Origin of the sequence: Erythrobacter litoralis (assembly GCF_029760855.1) — a bacterium.
GTDB lineage: Bacteria > Pseudomonadota > Alphaproteobacteria > Sphingomonadales > Sphingomonadaceae > Qipengyuania > Qipengyuania litoralis_A.
In genome coordinates, this window is the sequence record NZ_SOSI01000003.1 from 124736 (window position 1) to 142005 (window position 17270).

The 17270-nt window shown below is 60.3% G+C and carries 15 protein-coding genes and 1 tRNA gene; 10 read left to right on the top strand and 6 right to left on the bottom strand.

Going from position 1 to position 17270, the window contains the following annotated elements:
* Positions 1-35: 35 nt before the first annotated feature.
* Entirely contained in the window at positions 36-812 is a 777-nt protein-coding gene (locus tag E3U23_RS06370) for a PadR family transcriptional regulator (protein WP_279350391.1), read from the bottom strand.
* Between the two features lie 94 nt (positions 813-906).
* On the opposite strand from E3U23_RS06370, the gene E3U23_RS06375 reads away from it, so the two are divergent.
* The 3 genes from E3U23_RS06375 to E3U23_RS06385 all read left to right on the top strand — a co-directional run bounded on the left by E3U23_RS06375 (position 907) and on the right by E3U23_RS06385 (position 3195).
* A complete protein-coding gene (locus E3U23_RS06375; RefSeq protein ID WP_279350392.1) occupies positions 907-2223 on the top strand; it encodes a replication-associated recombination protein A in 1317 nt (438 codons plus the stop codon).
* Positions 2210-3097 (top strand): hypothetical protein, encoded by an 888-nt coding sequence (locus E3U23_RS06380; RefSeq protein ID WP_279350786.1) that lies wholly within the window; start codon positions 2210-2212, stop codon positions 3095-3097. The genes E3U23_RS06375 and E3U23_RS06380 overlap by 14 nt, the downstream gene beginning before the upstream one ends.
* Positions 3098-3122: 25 nt before the next feature.
* Positions 3123-3195: transfer RNA gene (locus E3U23_RS06385), tRNA-Thr, on the top strand.
* Between the two features lie 22 nt (positions 3196-3217).
* Here the strand turns inward: E3U23_RS06385 and E3U23_RS06390 are convergent.
* Positions 3218-4696 carry a hypothetical protein gene (locus tag E3U23_RS06390; protein ID WP_279350393.1) on the bottom strand — a complete coding sequence of 493 codons (1479 nt, stop codon included), beginning with the start codon at positions 4694-4696 and terminating at the stop codon, positions 3218-3220.
* Positions 4693-5571 (bottom strand): glycosyltransferase family 2 protein, encoded by an 879-nt coding sequence (locus E3U23_RS06395; RefSeq protein ID WP_279350394.1) that lies wholly within the window; start codon positions 5569-5571, stop codon positions 4693-4695. Before E3U23_RS06395 ends, E3U23_RS06390 begins: the two co-directional genes overlap by 4 nt.
* Positions 5572-5780: 209 nt before the next feature.
* Here E3U23_RS06395 and E3U23_RS06400 point away from each other — a divergent pair, with 209 nt between their 5' ends.
* Positions 5781-7238 (top strand): NAD(P)/FAD-dependent oxidoreductase, encoded by a 1458-nt coding sequence (locus E3U23_RS06400; protein ID WP_279350395.1) that lies wholly within the window; start codon positions 5781-5783, stop codon positions 7236-7238.
* On the opposite strand, the gene E3U23_RS06405 is transcribed toward E3U23_RS06400, so the two are convergent.
* On the bottom strand, positions 7235-8218 hold the full coding sequence (locus tag E3U23_RS06405) for a glycosyltransferase (RefSeq protein ID WP_279350396.1): 984 nt from the start codon (positions 8216-8218) through the stop codon (positions 7235-7237). The genes E3U23_RS06400 and E3U23_RS06405 overlap by 4 nt on opposite strands.
* The gene (locus E3U23_RS06410; RefSeq protein ID WP_279350397.1) at positions 8211-9158 is read right to left on the bottom strand and encodes a glycosyltransferase; all 948 of its coding nucleotides are present in this window, start codon (positions 9156-9158) and stop codon (positions 8211-8213) included. The genes E3U23_RS06405 and E3U23_RS06410 overlap by 8 nt, the downstream gene beginning before the upstream one ends.
* 87 nt (positions 9159-9245) lie before the next feature.
* Between E3U23_RS06410 and E3U23_RS06415 the strand changes: the two genes are divergently transcribed.
* On the top strand, positions 9246-10427 hold the full coding sequence (locus E3U23_RS06415; RefSeq protein WP_279350398.1) for a glycosyltransferase: 1182 nt from the start codon (positions 9246-9248) through the stop codon (positions 10425-10427).
* Between the two features lie 71 nt (positions 10428-10498).
* Positions 10499-11530 carry a glycosyltransferase family 2 protein gene (locus E3U23_RS06420; RefSeq protein ID WP_279350399.1) on the top strand — a complete coding sequence of 344 codons (1032 nt, stop codon included), beginning with the start codon at positions 10499-10501 and terminating at the stop codon, positions 11528-11530.
* A gap of 3 nt (positions 11531-11533) precedes the next feature.
* On the opposite strand, the gene E3U23_RS06425 is transcribed toward E3U23_RS06420, so the two are convergent.
* On the bottom strand, positions 11534-13075 hold the full coding sequence (locus E3U23_RS06425; RefSeq protein ID WP_279350400.1) for a lipopolysaccharide biosynthesis protein: 1542 nt from the start codon (positions 13073-13075) through the stop codon (positions 11534-11536).
* A gap of 91 nt (positions 13076-13166) precedes the next feature.
* Between E3U23_RS06425 and E3U23_RS06430 the strand changes: the two genes are divergently transcribed.
* The 4 genes from E3U23_RS06430 (at position 13167) to E3U23_RS06445 (ending at position 17269) form a co-directional block, all read left to right on the top strand.
* Positions 13167-14069, top strand: a complete 903-nt coding sequence (locus tag E3U23_RS06430) for a glycosyltransferase family 2 protein (protein WP_279350401.1) — start codon at positions 13167-13169, stop codon at positions 14067-14069.
* Between the two features lie 97 nt (positions 14070-14166).
* Positions 14167-15228 (top strand): GTPase ObgE, encoded by a 1062-nt coding sequence (gene obgE / locus E3U23_RS06435; RefSeq protein ID WP_279350402.1) that lies wholly within the window; start codon positions 14167-14169, stop codon positions 15226-15228.
* 11 nt (positions 15229-15239) lie between these two features.
* Entirely contained in the window at positions 15240-16361 is a 1122-nt protein-coding gene (gene proB / locus E3U23_RS06440) for a glutamate 5-kinase (RefSeq protein WP_279350403.1), read from the top strand.
* Positions 16358-17269, top strand: a complete 912-nt coding sequence (locus E3U23_RS06445) for an NAD-dependent epimerase/dehydratase family protein (protein WP_279350404.1) — start codon at positions 16358-16360, stop codon at positions 17267-17269. The genes proB and E3U23_RS06445 overlap by 4 nt, the downstream gene beginning before the upstream one ends.
* Position 17270: the final 1 nt, after the last annotated feature.

Below are 17270 nucleotides of genomic sequence, written 5' to 3' on the forward strand. Positions count from 1 at the left end.
TAGCGAACGCCGCGTAAGGCGCAAGCCAGGGCCGATTATAGCCGCTCGATCCTCTTCGCCAGCGCGTCGATCATGTCGACGATCTCTGTCCGCGATTTCGCGTCGAAGCCCCCGGTTGCGGCGCGATTGGTCAGGACGGCTGCGAGGTTTCCGAGCGAACGGAACAAATCGGGCGCGGCCTGCTCTTCTTTGCGTTCCGCCTGACGGCCAAGCTTGCGTAAAAGCCGCTCGATTTCCTCCCGGTTATCCTCGATCTCGCGCAGGCCCGCCTCGGTGACGCGGTAGGCCTTGCGATTATCGTCGCCGGGCATGTGATCGATCATGCCTTCGTCTTCGAGCAGCGAGAGTGTGGGATAGACTGTGCCGGGGCTGGGCGCCCAGCTTCCGCCGGTCATTTCTTCCAGTTCCTTGATCAGTTCGTAACCGTGACGCGGTTCTTCAGCGATCAGGAACAGCATGACCAAACGAAGTTCGCCACCCCGCACCATCGGTTTGCGGCGTTTGCGGTGGTGGGTCGAGCCGGTTTGCACGAAGTCCTCGCTATTGCCGAAGGGGCCTTTCTTCCCAAACGGACCGTCGGGGCCGAATGGCCCGCGAGGGCCGAAGGGGCCATCCTTGCCGAACACACCGTTCGGACCGAACGGACCGTGGCGACCGAAGGGCTGGCGAAAGCCGGAATGATCGCGGTCCTCGTCGGCATCGACATCGACGTCGATATCAACGTCGAAATCCTCGCCTTCCGGACGATCAGAAATGCGCCCCTCGATCGGTTTGCTGCGATCTTCCCATTCGTTATATTCTTCGCGTGCCATCAATTCGACTCCATAACACCACAGTATCAAGATATATCTTGAGCGCTTTTACGCAAGAGATGAAATAGTCGGGCACCCGCCCTACATTTCCGCGATGGCCGATCTCTTTCCCGAAACCGTCCCCGCCGAACGACCCAAGGACGAACCGCGCGAGGATGCCCCCCTCGCCGACCGACTGCGTCCGGCATCGCTCGACGAGGTCATCGGACAGGACCATCTGACCGGACCCGAGGGCGCGATCGGACGGATGGTCATGGCAGGCAGGCTGTCGAGCATGATCCTGTGGGGCCCGCCCGGCACCGGCAAGACGACCATCGCTAGGCTGCTGGCCGACAGCGTCGGCATGCGTTTCGAAAGCATCAGCGCGGTGTTCAGCGGCGTCGCCGACCTTAAGAAAGCTTTCGCGGCGGCCGACAAAGCAGCGGAGGCCGGACAGCGCACATTGCTGTTCGTGGACGAGATCCACCGTTTCAATCGCTCGCAACAGGACGGCTTTCTGCCCTTCGTCGAGCGGGGGACGGTGACACTGGTCGGGGCGACGACCGAAAACCCGAGCTTCGCCTTGAACGCCGCGCTGCTTAGCCGGGCGCAGGTGTTGATACTCCAGCGCCTCGACCGCGAGGCGCTGGGTAAATTGCTGGACCGGGCGGAGGACCTCGAAGGCCCCCTCCCTCTCACCGCCCCCGCATGCGACGCCCTAGTGGCGAGCGCGGATGGCGACGGGCGATTCCTGCTCAACCAGGCCGAGACGCTCTACAACGCGAGAATCGGCGAGCCGCTCGATCCCGCCGCCCTCGGTGCGTTCCTGCAGCGCCGTGTCGCTGTGTACGACAAGGACCGCGAGGGGCATTACAACCTCATCTCCGCCCTACATAAAGCGGTTCGCGGCAGCGATGTGCAGGCCAGCCTCTATTATCTCGCCCGGATGCTGACCGCGGGCGAAGAACCGCGCTTCCTCGCGCGCCGCCTTATTCGAATGGCGGTCGAGGATATCGGCATGGCCGATCCTCAGGCGCTGGTGCAGTGCATGGCAGCGAAGGACGCGTACGAATTTCTTGGCAGCCCCGAGGGCGAGTTGGCACTGGTGCAGGCCTGTATTTACCTTGCCACCGCCCCCAAATCGAACGCCGCTTATAAGGCGCAGAAAGCCAGCTTCCGTAGCGCGAAGGAAACCGGCAGCCTGATGCCGCCGCAGAATATCCTCAACGCGCCGACCAAACTGATGAAGGACATCGGCTACGGTTCGGGCTACACCTACGATCACGACGCCGAGGAAGGCTTTTCCGGCGACGATTACTGGCCGGACGAAATGGAGCCGCAGGTCTATTATGCGCCGGTCGATCGCGGGTTCGAGCGCGAGGTCAAGAAGCGGCTGGAGTATTGGGAAGGGCTGCGCGCTGGGCGTGGGTAGGTTCGCCCATTACCTCGCCATAGACTGGTCCGGCGCGAAAGGCGCGCGACAGAAAGGCATTGCGCTCGGCTTGGCCGATACCAAAGGCGCGGCGCCCTTCTTGCTGAACCGACCCGGAGGATGGAGCCGCGAAGCGGTTCTGTCCTTCCTGCGCAACGACCTTCCGCCGAACACCCTCGTCGGTCTCGATCTCGGCATCGGGCTGCCTCATGCCGATTGCGGCGCCTATTTTCCCGGCCTTTCGGACAGCCCTCCCGACGCTCCCGCCCTCTGGCGTTTGGTCGATGACGTTTCTGCCGAAGAGACCGATCTCTCGGCGACCGCTTTCACCGATCATCCCGATTTCGCCCCCTATTTTCGACGTCATGGCGGCAGGGAAGGTGCCCAATTTCGCTGCGACGCCGCCGCACATGGCCGGGGTCGCTTTCGTGTTACCGAACACGCGCAGGCGGCACAGGGATGCAAGCCTTATTCGAACTTCAACCTCGTCGGCGCCGCGCAGGTCGGCAAGTCGAGCCTAACTGGCATGCGGATGCTGAACAAACTGCGTGGGCATCTGCCGGTATGGCCGGTCGCCCCCCTCCCTAGCACCGGCTCCGTCATCGTCGAAATTTACACCAGCCTAGCCGCGATGGAGGCCCGACGCAGAGTTTCACACGCTAAGATGCGCAGCTACGAGGCATTGAACGAAGCGCTCGATGCGCTCGGCTCGAATCGCGTGAAAGGTGAGGGACCCATCGACGACCACTCCTCCGACGCCTTGCTCGCCGCCGCATGGCTTCGCGCCGTGGCCGACGACCCGCGCCGCTGGCACCCCGCCGCCCTGACGCCCGAGATCGCACAAACCGAGGGCTGGACTTTCGGCGCGTTTTGATCGAAAGGCGCTGCCCTTCCGATGTGCCGGCTTAGCTCAGTTGGTAGAGCAGTTGATTTGTAATCATCAGGCCGGGGGTTCGAATCCTCCAGCCGGCACCGGAACTGCTACTGATCGCTCTCAGCCAACTCGAATTCGCGCCGTTGCATCGTCTTCGCGACCTCGCCTCACGAATGCGAGAAGAAGAAGGAATGGGAGCAACCAGACGATCCGGCTCTGATATCGGTCGACCGGAGCCGAGAGCCCCCCGAAAATGGCTGCGTTGAGTGTCAGGGCGAAGACGACCAAGCCGATGCTGACCGCTAGCGGATAAGACGTTCCTCTCTTGATGACTGCAATGGCGAGTCCCGCAATCGCAACGAAGGTGGCAAGCGGGACGAGAGTATCGAAAATGTTTAGCACACGGCTCTGCGCAGCGCGTACGCCGCCGCCTCGCCAGCTGTCCTCGATCTCGGTACCTGCAGGATCGAGCGGCCATAATTCGCCCGTGCCGACCGACACCGTCTGCTTTACCGCATTGCCGAACAAAGCCCTCGTCTGAGTAACGGGATAGCGCTTGAAGGCTTCGAACAGAATTTCGGTCTCTTCGTTACGGATGGCCTCGACTTGCGCATCGGTGGCAAGGCGATAGCCGTTCGGGCCCCAAAGAAAGGCGCCGACATTGTCCGGGATCGTGTCCGACAATTCGCAGATCGTGTACGGCTGCGTTGCGCACACATCGTTGAGATACCAGCGGGCCGGTCCATCTTCCAGCGAACGCGCCAGAAGGATCGGAAGCCGTTTGGGGGCTACGCTTTCTTCCCCAGTGCTTGCCTTCCCGCTCGCGAGGTTGAACGCCGCCGCGAGGACTACTGGAGCAAGGCACAGACCCGTCATCCAGAACGTCAGCGATTTCTCGAACCAGCGCCAGGCTATGATTGCCAAGGCAAGACCTGCGGCAAGCGGGATATTACCGTAATGGGCCAGTACGCCTGCCGTAGCCAAAGCGATAAGCGCCAGACGGCCCTTCAGCGTCATGCCATCTACCTGTCGCAACATAGCGACATAGGTGACGACCACGAGGGCGGCGAGCAGGTCGGGCATCGCATAGGACACGAACCACGGCAGACTGGACAGAACCCCGATTCCGATTAGGCCGAAAACGAAATATCTTTTCTCTTGCGCACTGAGCGTGGGAATCAGAGTTGTGGTAGCGAAAAGAACGAACGTCGCCTGGACGAGACACGTCAACCAAAGCCCGAGCGGTGTCGCTCCGGTCAAGTATGTGTAAATCGAATACGGAATGGAGCGAAGTTTGATCCCTTCCGTTCCCCCCCCGGCAGAGGGCTCGTTCTGTTGCCTGCTATTCGACGTGGGTTCCGACGGCGGGACAGGATCAACCCGATTTCCGACCAGATCGACGATCTTATCGCCGAGCGAATAATAGTTCGCGGTATCGGCGTAGATAAGCGGACCATTCGTCAGCAGCATCGGCCAACACAGCAGGACCGCGAAGACGAGCGACAGCAGCAGCCCTTTCATCGAGTAGTACGGCGGCCGCGCAGGCGAACCGACCGGCTTTGCTGCGACGACCTGCTCTCGCCACCGGCCAAAAATCACGCGCGCTTTTCCTCGCGTATGGCTTTTGCATAGCCTGCAACCATCGCGACCTGGCTAAGCCCGACGAGAAAGGCCTGGCTCAGTGGTCGCCTTAACCGGGCACGCAGCGGATAGGTCAGCATTCCAAAATAGAAGCCGGCGTTCTCGATCTTAGGCCTGTCGTCCGCGCGCCCGTCCATCGTGGTGTGTAGCTTGCGAGCGCCCCTTCCATAATTACTGTGCTGCTTCCAGAATGAACGCAGGGAAAGGTCATGAGCATGGTCGATAACGGCGTCCTCGGCATAGGCGAGCGTACCGCCATGCGATTTCCAGCGAAGGCTGAAATCGCGATCTTCCGAAGCGATCGCGAAATCCGTGTCGAACCCCCCAAGCGCGAGGAAATCCTCGCGGCGGCAAATCATATTATTGGTCGTAAAGAACGTCATCTCGCTACCATGCGAGTGGTAATACTCGTAAAGAAACGAGCATAGCGACTGGCTCGCAGACGAAAACACGTTGTCCGGCAAAGCGTTCTCGACCTTTCCTCCGACCAGCAACAGCGGTTTGCCGTTTTGCGCTGTAACGAGGTTGCGAACCCAATCGGTTCGAGGGCGGCAGTCGTCGTCGGTAAAGACCAGAAGGTCGGCACCTTCCGCTTTCTTCGCTCCAGTGTTGCGCGCTGCCCCGGGGCCGGCATTGTCTTGCCGGACAAGTTGAACCCACTCGTATGGCGCACAGACGGGCGCAAGGTCCTGCGGACTTCCATCGTCGACGACGATCGTGCGGTAAGGTCCGCCATCGAGCCGCTCAAGAAATGTCAGACAACGCGCAAGCTTGTCGGGCCGATTATAGGTCGGGACGACGATGGCGACAGAAGCGGACGCACTGTTCAACATTGCCATACCCCTTTTTCGCGTTTTACGATGGATGCGCGGTAGCCGATGAGCTGCACCTTTTCAAAGAGCGCAAACACCCCAGCATCACTTTTTGGGACAATTCGCAGGAAGGCCCGCGACATCGGTAGTCAAGTGCTGTACCAGCATCGTCAAATGCAACTGGGCAAAGCTCAGTGATACTTTCGTATTTCGGATGATCGGGGAAATTCATGGCGACGGATTCGCGACGCGACGTAGTAATCATCGGCGGTGGTCCCGCCGGATTGACCGCCGGTTACGAGTTACTCAAACGGTCCGACGAATACCGGCCTCTGGTATTTGAGGCAGGCGATATCGTTGGCGGCATTGCACGCACCGAGAGTTACAAGGGCTACCGATTCGACATTGGTGGACACCGTTTCTTCACCAAGGTCGGGGAAGTGGAAGAGATGTGGCGCGAGGTATTGAAGGACGAATTCATTACCGTCCCACGCCAGAGCCGCATCTACTATCGTGGCCGGTATTTCGACTATCCCCTGCGCATCTTCAACGCATTGTCCAACATCGGCGTATACGAATCAGGGCGTATCTTACTCAGCTATCTTAAATGGCGGGTAAAGCCCCATAAGGTGGAAGACAGCTTCGAAGAATGGGTCCAGAACCGTTTTGGCGGGCGCCTCTACATGCATTTCTTTCGCAGCTACACGGAGAAAGTTTGGGGCATTCCCCCCAAGCAAATCCGGGCCGATTGGGCAGCGCAGCGGATCAAGAACCTGTCGCTTCTGAAAGCAGTCTGGAATGCGATTTCGGGATCGAACGACACGGCCAGTCTGATCGAAGAGTTCCAGTATCCGCGCCTCGGCCCCGGTCAGATGTGGGAAGTGACTTCGGACCATATCGACGAGAATGGCGGCGCAGTTGAAAAAGGCATTCGCGCTACGCGGGTCTTGCGCGAAGATGACCGCGTTACTTCGGTCGAATTCCAGTCGAAGGACGGAGAGGCGCGAACAGTTCAAGGCGACCAATTCATCAATTCGATGGCATTAAAGGATCTGATCGAGGCTTTCGATCCGCCCCCGCCGCAGCATGTGCGCGATGCGGCGGCGAAGCTGAAATATCGTGATTTCCTGATCGTTACGCTGGTGCTTAACAGCGCCGATCCCTTCCCCGACAACTGGATTTACGTGCACAGTCCGGCGGTGAAAGTCGGCCGGATCCAGAATTTCCGCGCGTGGTCGCCGGACATGCTGCCCGATCCCGACACCGCATCCATCGGGATGGAATATTTTTGCCAGGAAGGCGATGGTTTGTGGACCATGTCGGACGAGGACTTACGCGCGCTCGCTACCAAAGAGCTTGCACAGCTTGGTCTCGCAAAGGAAGAACAGGTCGTCGACGCCGCGATCATCCGCCAGCCGAAGGCTTATCCGGTCTATGATGGCGAATACAAGGACGCGCTCGACACGATTGCCGAATGGATCGACGGCCTCGAAAATTTCCAGACAGTCGGTCGCAACGGCTTACATCGCTACAACAACCAGGACCATTCCATGCTGTCCGCGATGTTCGCCGCGCGTAATATCCTGGGTGAGAAGAACGACGTTTGGAACGTCAATGTCGAGCGGTCCTATCACGAAGAATTCGAACTGCCCGAGAAGGGAAAGGCGCGCGAAAAAGTGCCCGCTTAAGGCAGGCGTAGGAGAACCCAGGCGTAGCCGAGGCAGGCGGCAAGATAGTGTACCCATAGTAGCGGAATTGCCGCCGCCGCCTCGAACACCCCGCGCTCGGCGAATACGCTGCGAATAAAGCTACCGTTGGCATAGGCTAGCAGGCCAAAAGCCGAAGCAATCAGAATCGCCCCAATTGCGGGCGCTATAAGCAGCGCCATCAGCCCCAGCAGGCTCGCAGCGACCGCTATGCCGGACAACCGACCTTTCAAGCTAAGGTTCAACGCATAGCTTGATGCTTCGCCAAGATCGGTTTGCAACATGCGCGCCCATGGTATGGCGCGGTGGAACATATCCGTCCGAAACATCGATTGCAGGGTCCAACGCTTGAGGTGCTTGCCCTGGATGCCGGGATCGAGCCAGATCGTTTCTCCGCGCGTAGTCAGTTCGAGGCCGAGCTTGATGTCTTCCATCATCGCCTGTTTGGCGTCGAAGCCCCCTGCCCGTTCGAATGCCTCCCGCCGCACCGCGCCGCACCCAGTCCAGAAAGTCACTGCCTTTCCCGCCCCCTCGATATGGACATGGCGATGAAGGAGATTGCGAAACCGGCTAACGACGGTGTTCGCCGCCGGATCGTCATCGTAACTTCCGAAGACGGCAGCATATTGTGGATGTTCGGTAAAGAAAGCCAGCACTCGCCGCCTCGTATCGGGATGAACCACGACATCGGCATCGACGAAAAACAGGATATCCGCCTTGGTCGCACGCACGCCCACATTGCGTGCATTCGCCGCCCCTGCATTCGCCGAAATGCTGAGCGGTTCGACGTTAAAGGTTCGCGCGATTTCTACGGTTCTATCTGTTGATGCATCGTCGACCAGCACGATCTCATCCGTCGAGAAACCCGCCGCCATTAAGCCGGTCAGGCAGCGCGCCAGATAGGCTTTTGCATTATGCGCAGGTACGATCACGGCGATCGAAAGATCGATTGGCTCAGCCATTGAACTGCGCCTGCAGTGTCCGATGAAGCGGTGGCGGCAGAAGGCTTGCAAGCACAGCCGCCGAACGGACACGGGCATGCTGATCACTGATGGCGAACACGGGATCGGTTCGCCAGCATTCGGCCATTAGACGGCGCGCTTCGGCGAACTCGCGATTCTTGTAAGCCGCCGTGGCCCAAACGAGGAGGTTCCGCGCGCGGGCCTCCCCGTCCAACCTCGAAAGGTCGACGCAGTCTCGCTGGATTGCGCCCGCCACCACCGCTTCCCAACCTACTCTCATCCGCTTCCAGCTTCCCGTGATCTGACCGGGGCGGGTGCGGTAGTCGACCAATACGCGATCGACTGCTGTAATCGTCTTGCCGCGGCCTTCGGTTAAGCGGACCCAGTAGTCGAGATCGATACATGCAGGCAGATCGACATCGAATAGGCCGATGGCGGCGGCTCGCTCCGCCGCAATGACGACGCCACTCCCACTGTGAATCGGATTATCCCTCAGCAGGTCCTCGGCGCTGAAGCGAAGCCTGTCGATTCGCGATGTAACGCCAGTGGGCTGGCCACGCAAATCGACATGGCGGCATAAGGGGAAGACGAGATCGCAATCAGCCGTGCCTATCGTCTCGATCAGCGCAGTCAGCGCACCTGGATGCAACAGATCGTCCGCGTCGAGGAATCCGATCAGCCGCCCTGTCGCGCGCCGTAGTCCTGCATTCCGGGCTGAACCCGCACCGCCCTGTTTCTGCGATAGTACGGTGCATTGGCGCTTCCGCTGATGGAATTGCGCCTCGTATCGTTGCAGAACTGAAAGCGTCGTATCGGTCGATCCATCGTCGATCAGCAAGACCTCGAAATCCGCGTCATCCTGCACCAACAGACTGTCGAGGGTTTCCGCGACATAGTCCGCGACGTTATGGGCCGGGATTATGATGCTTATTTCGACCATAGACACTACCCATGCCGCAACTGCGAAACCTGCGCAAAGCTTGTGTGGCGATTGGCACGATTCGGGGCGAGAATTCTTTAGAACAGTATGATGACGGCGTTCGACCCTCTGCGCATCGGTTTTGCGACTTATGAATTTCCGGTTCTATCGGAACCGTTCGTCAGCACGCTCGCCATCGACCTTGCGCTTCGTGGACATGACCTTTCGGTAATGACACTCAATACCGAAAGCCGCGGAACGCCCCAAGCGATGCATAGCGAGGTAGAAGAAACGGGAATTGCAGGGCTTGCTCGACATTGCGCCCCCCGAAGCGCTTTCGGGAAGCTGATCGCCAAATCCCGCGGGGGGCAGTTCGCTCTGCGTGCGCGAATGGCAAGCCGCGCCGGCCCATTCGACATCGTGCATTGCCATTTCGCAACCCTGGGTTTGCCGATGCTATCTCTCATGCAGAACGGCTTTTTGAAAACCCGCCGCATGATCGTGCATCTCAGAGGCTACGACATCACGACTTTCGTGGAGGAGCGGGGCCGGAATGTTTATGACGAACTATTCGCTAAGGCGGACCTGTTCATCGCTAATTGCGAATATTTTCGGGATCGCGCGATCGCCTTAGGTTGCGACCCGGACAAGATCGAGGTCATCGGCTCGCCACTCGATGCCAAAAGATTTGTGCCACCTTCAGATAGACGCGCGTATGAAGATCGCCCACTCGCACTCGTCGCCGTCGGACGTTTGGTCGCAAAGAAAGGGTTCGGAACAGCGGTCGAAGCTGTGGCCCTTTTAAAAAGTCGTGGCATCGATGTTAGGCTGGATATTCTCGGCGATGGACCGCTGCGCGACGAGCTGAAGCGCGAAATCGAGCGGCATCATCTTGAAAAGATCGTGACGCTCAAAGGGCATGCAACCCAAGCGCAAATCGTAGATGCTTTGCATCAAGCCGATATCGCCCTCGCCCCCAGCGTCCGCGATGCATCCGGCAACGAGGATGCGCCTGTCAATACCTTGAAAGAGGCCATGGCGACCGGCCTTCCCGTTATCGCCACGCGTCACGGCGGCATTCCCGAACTCGTCAAACACGGCGAGAACGGCTTGCTGATCGACGAGTACGATGCCGAGGGTCTGGCCGACGCCATATTTAAGCTCGCCGAACGGCCGCAGGAATGGCGCGCAATGGGGGAGGCCGGGCGTGGTCGTGTACTCGATATGTATGAAAGAAATACGGTGTGCGAGCGGACCCTTGCCGCTTACCGCAGGACGCTTGAACGATAAAACCAACTGCGCAGGCTGGTGCAGGGCCCGATAGATGGTGTATTACCGACTGGAAACGGAGATCCGAAACGATGACTGAGATCGCTGACACGCGCGCTACCGTGATCGTCACCCAGCGCGAGCGCTTCGGAATGACCGAAGAATCGCTCGACAGTCTGTATGATCATATCGGCGAAAATGTCGATGTGGTGGTGGTGGATGGCAATTCGCCACCTTCAAAGAAGGCCTACCTCGAAAAGGCAGCAAAGGAGCGCGGGTTCACCCTGATCCGCCGCGACGCTTTTCTTACGCCCAATCAGGCGCGAAATTTGGGCGTTGGCGCTGCAAGCACCAAATACGTAGTCTTCGCCGATAACGATGTGATTTATTCGCAAAATTGGCTGGAGAACCTGATCGCCTGTGCCGAAGAGACCGGCGCGGCGGTGGTCGCGCCGCTAACCTGCCAAGGTCTTCCCGCGCATACCGAAATCCACCATGCCGGCGGGGATTATGCCATCGATGGCATGATGGACGATTTCATGGCGGCGAACGACGACGAGCAGCGACCGTTCGACGAAGTCATGCATGGACACGGCGACAAACTATCCGCCTGGCAGGGCAAGCTTCGCCGTCAGGTTACCGGTATGTGCGAATTTCACTGCGTGCTTGTGCGTAAGGATGTGTTCGAAAAAACCGGTCCGCTCGACGAAGGCATGCTTTCGACGAAAGAACACATCGATTTTTCGATTGCGGTTCGCGAAGCTGGCGAGGAAGTCTGGTTCGAACCGACTTCGGTCATTACCTACGTGTTTCCGTGCCGTGCGAGGCCGTTGAACCGCGAGGACTGGCCGTTTTTCGCATTGCGCTGGTCGACGGAATACGGTTCGCGCTCCCTCAAGCATTTCATCGCGAAATGGCGTTTGCAGACGAAACCCGATTACGTCGCCGAGAAGGAGCATATCTACGCGACGCGGCGTATGCAGGGCATCCTCATTCCGATTATGCGACAGATTCCGCTGATGGGTCGTAATGCACGTTTCGCTCGGGTAGCCGCGCGAGCCTCTCAGCCTGTGGAGATGGTCGTCAATCGTGCCCTCGTTGGCTGGCACGACCGGCGACGCTGAAGATCAGCCGCGCCGCTCCGCCCACGAGCGTCGAAAGCGACCCGCAAGCGCCGTTGCGCGTTCGCGGCCGTGTCCGGTGTAATGCAAGAGCGTCTTTTCGAACCCGTCCGGCTTGCCGCTGATGTGCCATAGAACGAAGACGCTCAGGAAATAGACCAGCACGCCGATAGGCACTTTGTAGGCCAGCAAGACTGCACTTTCGAACGAAGTGGTAAAGCGTTCGACCCTACCGGGCAAAGCCGTGATACATACGCCCATGATCCCGGAAGCGAGGATCGCACGCCAATTGTTTCTGACGATGCCCAGTAGGGGCGCGGAGAGCAGATGCCGGATCAGGAATGCATTGAGAACGATCCGCAGCAGGGCAAGCAAGGCCATCCCGATCGCTGCGCCTGCCAACCCGTACTCGGCGATCGTTAGCCAAAGTACCGGATAGGTTGCCACCGCAATCAAAAGAGAGCGCCAGAAATTGGCCCGCAAATGCCCCAAGGCAATCGCCACATTGCCGACCGGGCCGGTCGCGACCTTGAACGCCATAGCGGGGGCAAGGATCTGCAGGACGATCGCTGCATCGAGCCAGTCCCGTCCGACCAATGTGCGAATGATCTCGAGCGCGAGCACGGCTATCCCTATGCCGGCCGGGAGGACGAACCCGCCGATCACGCCCTGCGCCTTGCGAAACGCAGCGCGCATCGCTTCCGGACTGTGCTTCAACGCGGAAAAGCTCGGTAACAAGGTTCGCCGGACCGGTTCGAGCATTTCATTCATCGGGATCGACTGAAGGTCGCGGGCTATGGTGAACAACCCGAGAATTGCGGGCGTCGTGAATATCCAAAGCATGAGACGCGGCGCGACCGTATTGGCTTCGGCGGCGAACCGTTCCGCTGCCAACCACCCGCCGAAGCTGACGAAGTGGCGCCAATCCTTCGTACCGAAACGCGGACGATATGGTACGCGCCAGTAGGATACGAGCGATTGCAACCCACTCGTTGCGAGCGAAATCACCACCAGCGCCCAGTAATTGCGCAACCAGAATGCAACCGCAATGCCAAGTCCGGTCGCTATGGCGGCTGCAATGACGTCGCGTACTACTTCGCGCCGGAAATCGAGATTTCGACTGTAAACGACGAGCCCCGGGTTCCGTAACGCATCGAGCAGCGGCATGAGCGCAAGCGCGCGCAGGACATCGTATAGCCGGGCCGAACCGAGCAGCCCTGCCAGAGGTTCCGCGGTAAGAAACAGGATCGCCGCCATCGCCGAACCGCGCAGCAGCTGGATGGTGAAGACAGTATCGAGATGGGCGCGATCGAGGTCCTGCCGCACGATCAACGCGGCACCATCCTTCGTGTCGAACACTGCCTGGATCAATGTGACGACTGTGAATGCCAACGCGACGAGGCCGTAATCGGCTGGTGTCAACAACCGCGCTAAAATGACAAGACTGATGAGCGTGCTGATTCGAGTCAGCATCCTGCCGACACCCAGCAACACCGCGCCAGCGAAGGCCCGTTTTCCGAGATTGTCGTGCTGTCGCTCGAATTTCAAATTGCCGCCTCCGACTTTGGCCCATAACGGCGGCTTGCCGGTTCGTCACGGCAGGCTTGATCGTTGCGTATAAAAACGGTGCAATAGAAGAATGAACGCAAGGCCTGACCCGCAGCTTTCGCTATCCGAGCGACTGACTGTTATCATCCCGACCTTCGAGCGCACCGAAATGCTGGCGCGCGCAATCGACAGCGTGTTGGCTCAGTCTGCGGTTCCGCGCATACTCGTGGTAGACGACGGGTCCGACCCTCCTGCTCGATTGCATCGAAGCGACGCAAGCCTTTCCCTCGTGCGACTGGAGACCAATTCGGGAGGTGCGAAGGCGCGCAACTACGGCGTCGAGCAAGCGGTTTCGCCATGGATCACATTCCTCGACGACGACGACGAATGGCTCAGCGGGACAGGCGCGCTGTACGACACCGTCCTCGCCGACGAGCCGCAGACCGATCTATGCTATGTCAGCGGGATCGAAGTGGTCGATCCCGAAGGGAAAACGCTGGAAGTCAGAAAGGCCGTTTCGCGTTCCGAAGGCGAGGCTTGGTTTCTCGAGGATACGCCGTCCGGTTCGAGCCATTTGACCAAGCAGACATTCGTCATCCCGGCCGAAACTTATTTTCGGATCGGAGGCTTCGACACGGCTTTGGAAAGCCGTATCCACTCCGAGTTTGCCTTGCGCCTTAACAGGGTCGCGAAAATACAGGCACTCGAACACGCGACCTATCGCCTGCACAAGCATCGCCAAGGCCAGGTTTCCAAGGATCCCGGGAAGCGGCATCGCAGCTTTCGGTACATCTGGCGCAAACACGAAAGGCTGGTTCGCTCCCGTTCGAGGCAAGGCGCGAGATGGGCACAGGATCATGCGCGAAGGCTAATCCGCGAAAGCCGACCGTATGACGCGCTTCATGCTTTATGGCTGGCTTTCCTGTTGTCCCCTCGATCGGCGCTAACATCCCTGCGAATTGTAGCATCGGTCGCAGTCCGACGGATGCGCTGACGCTTTCCAATCTGGATCTTCCAAGTCGTTTGGCCCGCGAGGGTGGGCTTGCTTCCTACCCCTCGCCATTAAGCGCGAAACCCATTACGGGCAGACGATGCATTTTCTCGACCAAGCCAAGATATTTCTCAAAAGCGGCGGCGGTGGCCCCGGCGCTGTCAGCTTTCGGCGCGAGAAATACATCGAATATGGCGGGCCCGACGGTGGCAATGGCGGCAAGGGCGGCGACGTTATTTTCGAGGCGGTTGCTGGTCTCAATACGCTGATCGACTTCCGCTATGCCCAGCATTTCAAGGCACCGCGCGGCGCGCACGGCATGGGTAAGGACCGCACCGGCGCCGGCGCGGACGATCTCGTGATCGAAGTGCCCGTCGGCACCCAGGTGCTGAGCGAGGACAAGGAAGAAGTGCTCGCCGATTTCACCGAAGTCGGCCAGCGCATGGTCTTCCTTCAAGGAGGCATCGGTGGGCGTGGCAATGCCAGTTACAAGACCAGCACCAACCGCGCCCCGCGACAGCACCAACCTGGCGAACCGGGCGAGGAGATGTGGGTCTGGTTACGGCTGAAGCTGCTTGCGGATGTCGGCCTGCTCGGCCTGCCCAATGCGGGAAAATCGACCTTCATCAATCAGGTGACGAACACGAAGGCGAAGGTCGGCGCTTACGCCTTCACCACGCTCATTCCCAAGCTCGGCGTCGTGCGCCACAAGGGCCGCGAATTCGTGCTGGCCGACATTCCCGGCCTGATCGAAGGCGCGGCGGACGGCGCGGGCATCGGCGACCGGTTCCTCGGCCATGTCGAACGCTGCCGCGTCCTGATCCACCTGATCGATATTGCTGGCGACGATCCGGCCGAAGCATATCAAACCGTCAACGCCGAACTCGAAGCCTATGGCGAGGGTCTGATCGACAAGCCGCAACTGGTCGTCCTTAACAAACTTGATCTTGCCGACCGTGAACTTGGCGAAGGTTTCGGCGACGAACTGCTCGCGGCAGGAGCCGAGAAGGTGTTCAAGGTTTCCGGCGCGACCGGCGCGGGGATGGACGATTTGCTCGACGCGATACTCGCCTACCTCCCTGATCGCACGGCATCAGAGACCAAAGCCGCCGAGGTCGAAGACTTGGCCGAAGCCGAAGCGCGCGACTGGTCGCCGCTCTGACGTAATCCGCAATGACGATCGCCGCCCTGCCCGATCTTGCGAACGCACGCCGGCTGGTCGTTAAAGTCGGCTCCGCCCTGCTGGTGGAACGCGGCGAACCGCGCGCCCAATGGCTTGGCTCGCTCGTGGACGACCTCGCACGGCTGCGGGAAAGCGGAACGGATATTATCGTCGTATCGTCGGGTGCGATTGCCTTGGGCGCGGCGAAGCTTGGCATGGCGAAAGGCGGGCGCGGCAGTCTCGCCGACGCGCAGGCGGCTGCTTCGGTCGGTCAGGTCGAACTTGCACGATTGTGGAGCGCGGCGCTGGGTTCGCACGGTATTACGGCGGCGCAGATGCTGGTGACGCTGGGCGATCTTGAAGACCGCCGCCGCTATCTCAATGCGTCCGCCACCCTCGCCCGGCTGATCGAAGCAGGCGCGGTGCCGGTGGTGAACGAGAACGACAGCGTCGCGACCGAGGAAATCCGTTTCGGCGACAACGACCGGCTGGCCGCGCGCGTGGCACAAGCAGCGGGTGCGGATGCGGTGCTGCTGTTGAGCGATGTCGATGGGTTGTACGACCGCGATCCGCGCGAAGATGGTGCACTGCTGGTCGAGCGGGTAGAGGGGGTAACGCCGGAAATCATCGCAATGGCGACAGGACGCAGCACTTCCGGCCTCGGTAGCGGCGGGATGCTCGCGAAATTACAAGCGGCGCGCATTGCGGAACGGGCCGGGATCGCGCTCGCCATAGGAAACGGCACGCATGGTGCGCCGATTTCGCGGATTCTGGCGGAAGGTCGTGGGACGCTGTTCGTTCCGCAGGCCGACAGTTCGGCGCGCAAGGCGTGGCTCTCGGGCCGCCTCGCGCCCTCAGGGGTTCTGACAGTAGATGCAGGCTGCGTCGAAGCGTTGGCAGGCGGGGCGAGCCTGCTTGCAGCCGGACTTACCGAGGTAGAGGGCGACTTCAGGCGCGGCGATCTCGTTGCAATTCATGGTGCGAAGGGCGAGCGATTGGGTCAGGGACTGGTCGAATACGACGCTGTCGAATGTCGCACGATCCTCGGCCTGCGCGAGCGCGAGCAGGCGGCGAAGCTCGGCTATGCCCCCCGGGCCGCTGTCGTTCATCGCGACCATATGGTATACACGTGACGATCGCGCTCACCGGCGCAACCGGCTTCGTCGGCCGGGCGGTGCTGGACGAGGCGCTGCGGCGCGAAGAACCGCTACGCGCACTGACCCGCCGCGAGCAGGCGCCGCAAGACTGTGTCGAATGGGTTCGCGGAACCTTGGACGGTACCACCGCCCTTGCGGAGATGTGCCGTATGACGGACGCAGTGCTGCACATCGCGGGCCTCACAACCTCGAACGACGCGGCAGAGTTCGAACGCGCGAACGTCACCGGCACGGCAAACGTTATCGAGGCGATGAAGCAAGCGCGCGTGAAGCGGCTGGTGTTCGTCTCATCGCTGTCCGCACGCGAACCAAAGCTGTCGAGCTATGGCGCATCCAAGGCGGTGGCGGAGACGCTGGTGGAGAAGAGCGGCCTCGACTGGACGATCGTGCGCCCGCCCGGCATTTACGGCCCGCGCGATGTGGATTATTTCGAGATGTTTCGCAGCGCCGAGTGGGGCTTCGTACCAATCCCGCCGCGCGGGGCGAGTTCGATTATCCATGTGGCGGACCTTGCGCGTCTCTTGCTCGACCTGGTCGATGCGCCCCCCGCCCTCGTCCGCAAACGGATGTTCGAGCCTGACGACGGGCGGGAAGGGGGTTGGTCGCACAGGGAGCTGGCCAAGGCCATCGGCACGGCGATGGGCCGAAAGGTGATTGCGCCGCAATTGCCGCCCGGCGGAATGTGGGCGGCGGCGAAGATCGATCGGATGGTGCGTGGCCGCAACGCACGCCTGACCGAGGACCGGGTCGGCTACATGCTCCATCCCAATTGGGTCGCGCGTTCCGCACACGGGGTGCCGCGGGCCGTGTGGGAGCCACGCATTTCGGGTGAAGCCGGTCTGAAGCAAACCGCCGAATGGTACCGCCACGAAGGCTGGCTTTAGA

What these genes read in the sequence shown, in the direction of transcription:
- E3U23_RS06420 (WP_279350399.1), top strand. Translation starts at nt 10,499, where the DNA reads ATGACTGAGATCGCTGACACGCGCGCTACCGTGATCGTCACCCAGCGC.
- E3U23_RS06400 (WP_279350395.1), top strand. Translation starts at nt 5,781, where the DNA reads ATGGCGACGGATTCGCGACGCGACGTAGTAATCATCGGCGGTGGTCCC.
- E3U23_RS06430 (WP_279350401.1), top strand. Translation starts at nt 13,167, where the DNA reads ATGAACGCAAGGCCTGACCCGCAGCTTTCGCTATCCGAGCGACTGACT.
- E3U23_RS06395 (WP_279350394.1), bottom strand. Translation starts at nt 5,571, where the DNA reads ATGTTGAACAGTGCGTCCGCTTCTGTCGCCATCGTCGTCCCGACCTAT.
- E3U23_RS06405 (WP_279350396.1), bottom strand. Translation starts at nt 8,218, where the DNA reads ATGGCTGAGCCAATCGATCTTTCGATCGCCGTGATCGTACCTGCGCAT.
- E3U23_RS06375 (WP_279350392.1), top strand. Translation starts at nt 907, where the DNA reads ATGGCCGATCTCTTTCCCGAAACCGTCCCCGCCGAACGACCCAAGGAC.
- E3U23_RS06410 (WP_279350397.1), bottom strand. Translation starts at nt 9,158, where the DNA reads ATGGTCGAAATAAGCATCATAATCCCGGCCCATAACGTCGCGGACTAT.
- proB (WP_279350403.1), top strand. Translation starts at nt 15,240, where the DNA reads ATGACGATCGCCGCCCTGCCCGATCTTGCGAACGCACGCCGGCTGGTC.
- E3U23_RS06415 (WP_279350398.1), top strand. Translation starts at nt 9,246, where the DNA reads ATGATGACGGCGTTCGACCCTCTGCGCATCGGTTTTGCGACTTATGAA.
- E3U23_RS06370 (WP_279350391.1), bottom strand. Translation starts at nt 812, where the DNA reads ATGGCACGCGAAGAATATAACGAATGGGAAGATCGCAGCAAACCGATC.
- obgE (WP_279350402.1), top strand. Translation starts at nt 14,167, where the DNA reads ATGCATTTTCTCGACCAAGCCAAGATATTTCTCAAAAGCGGCGGCGGT.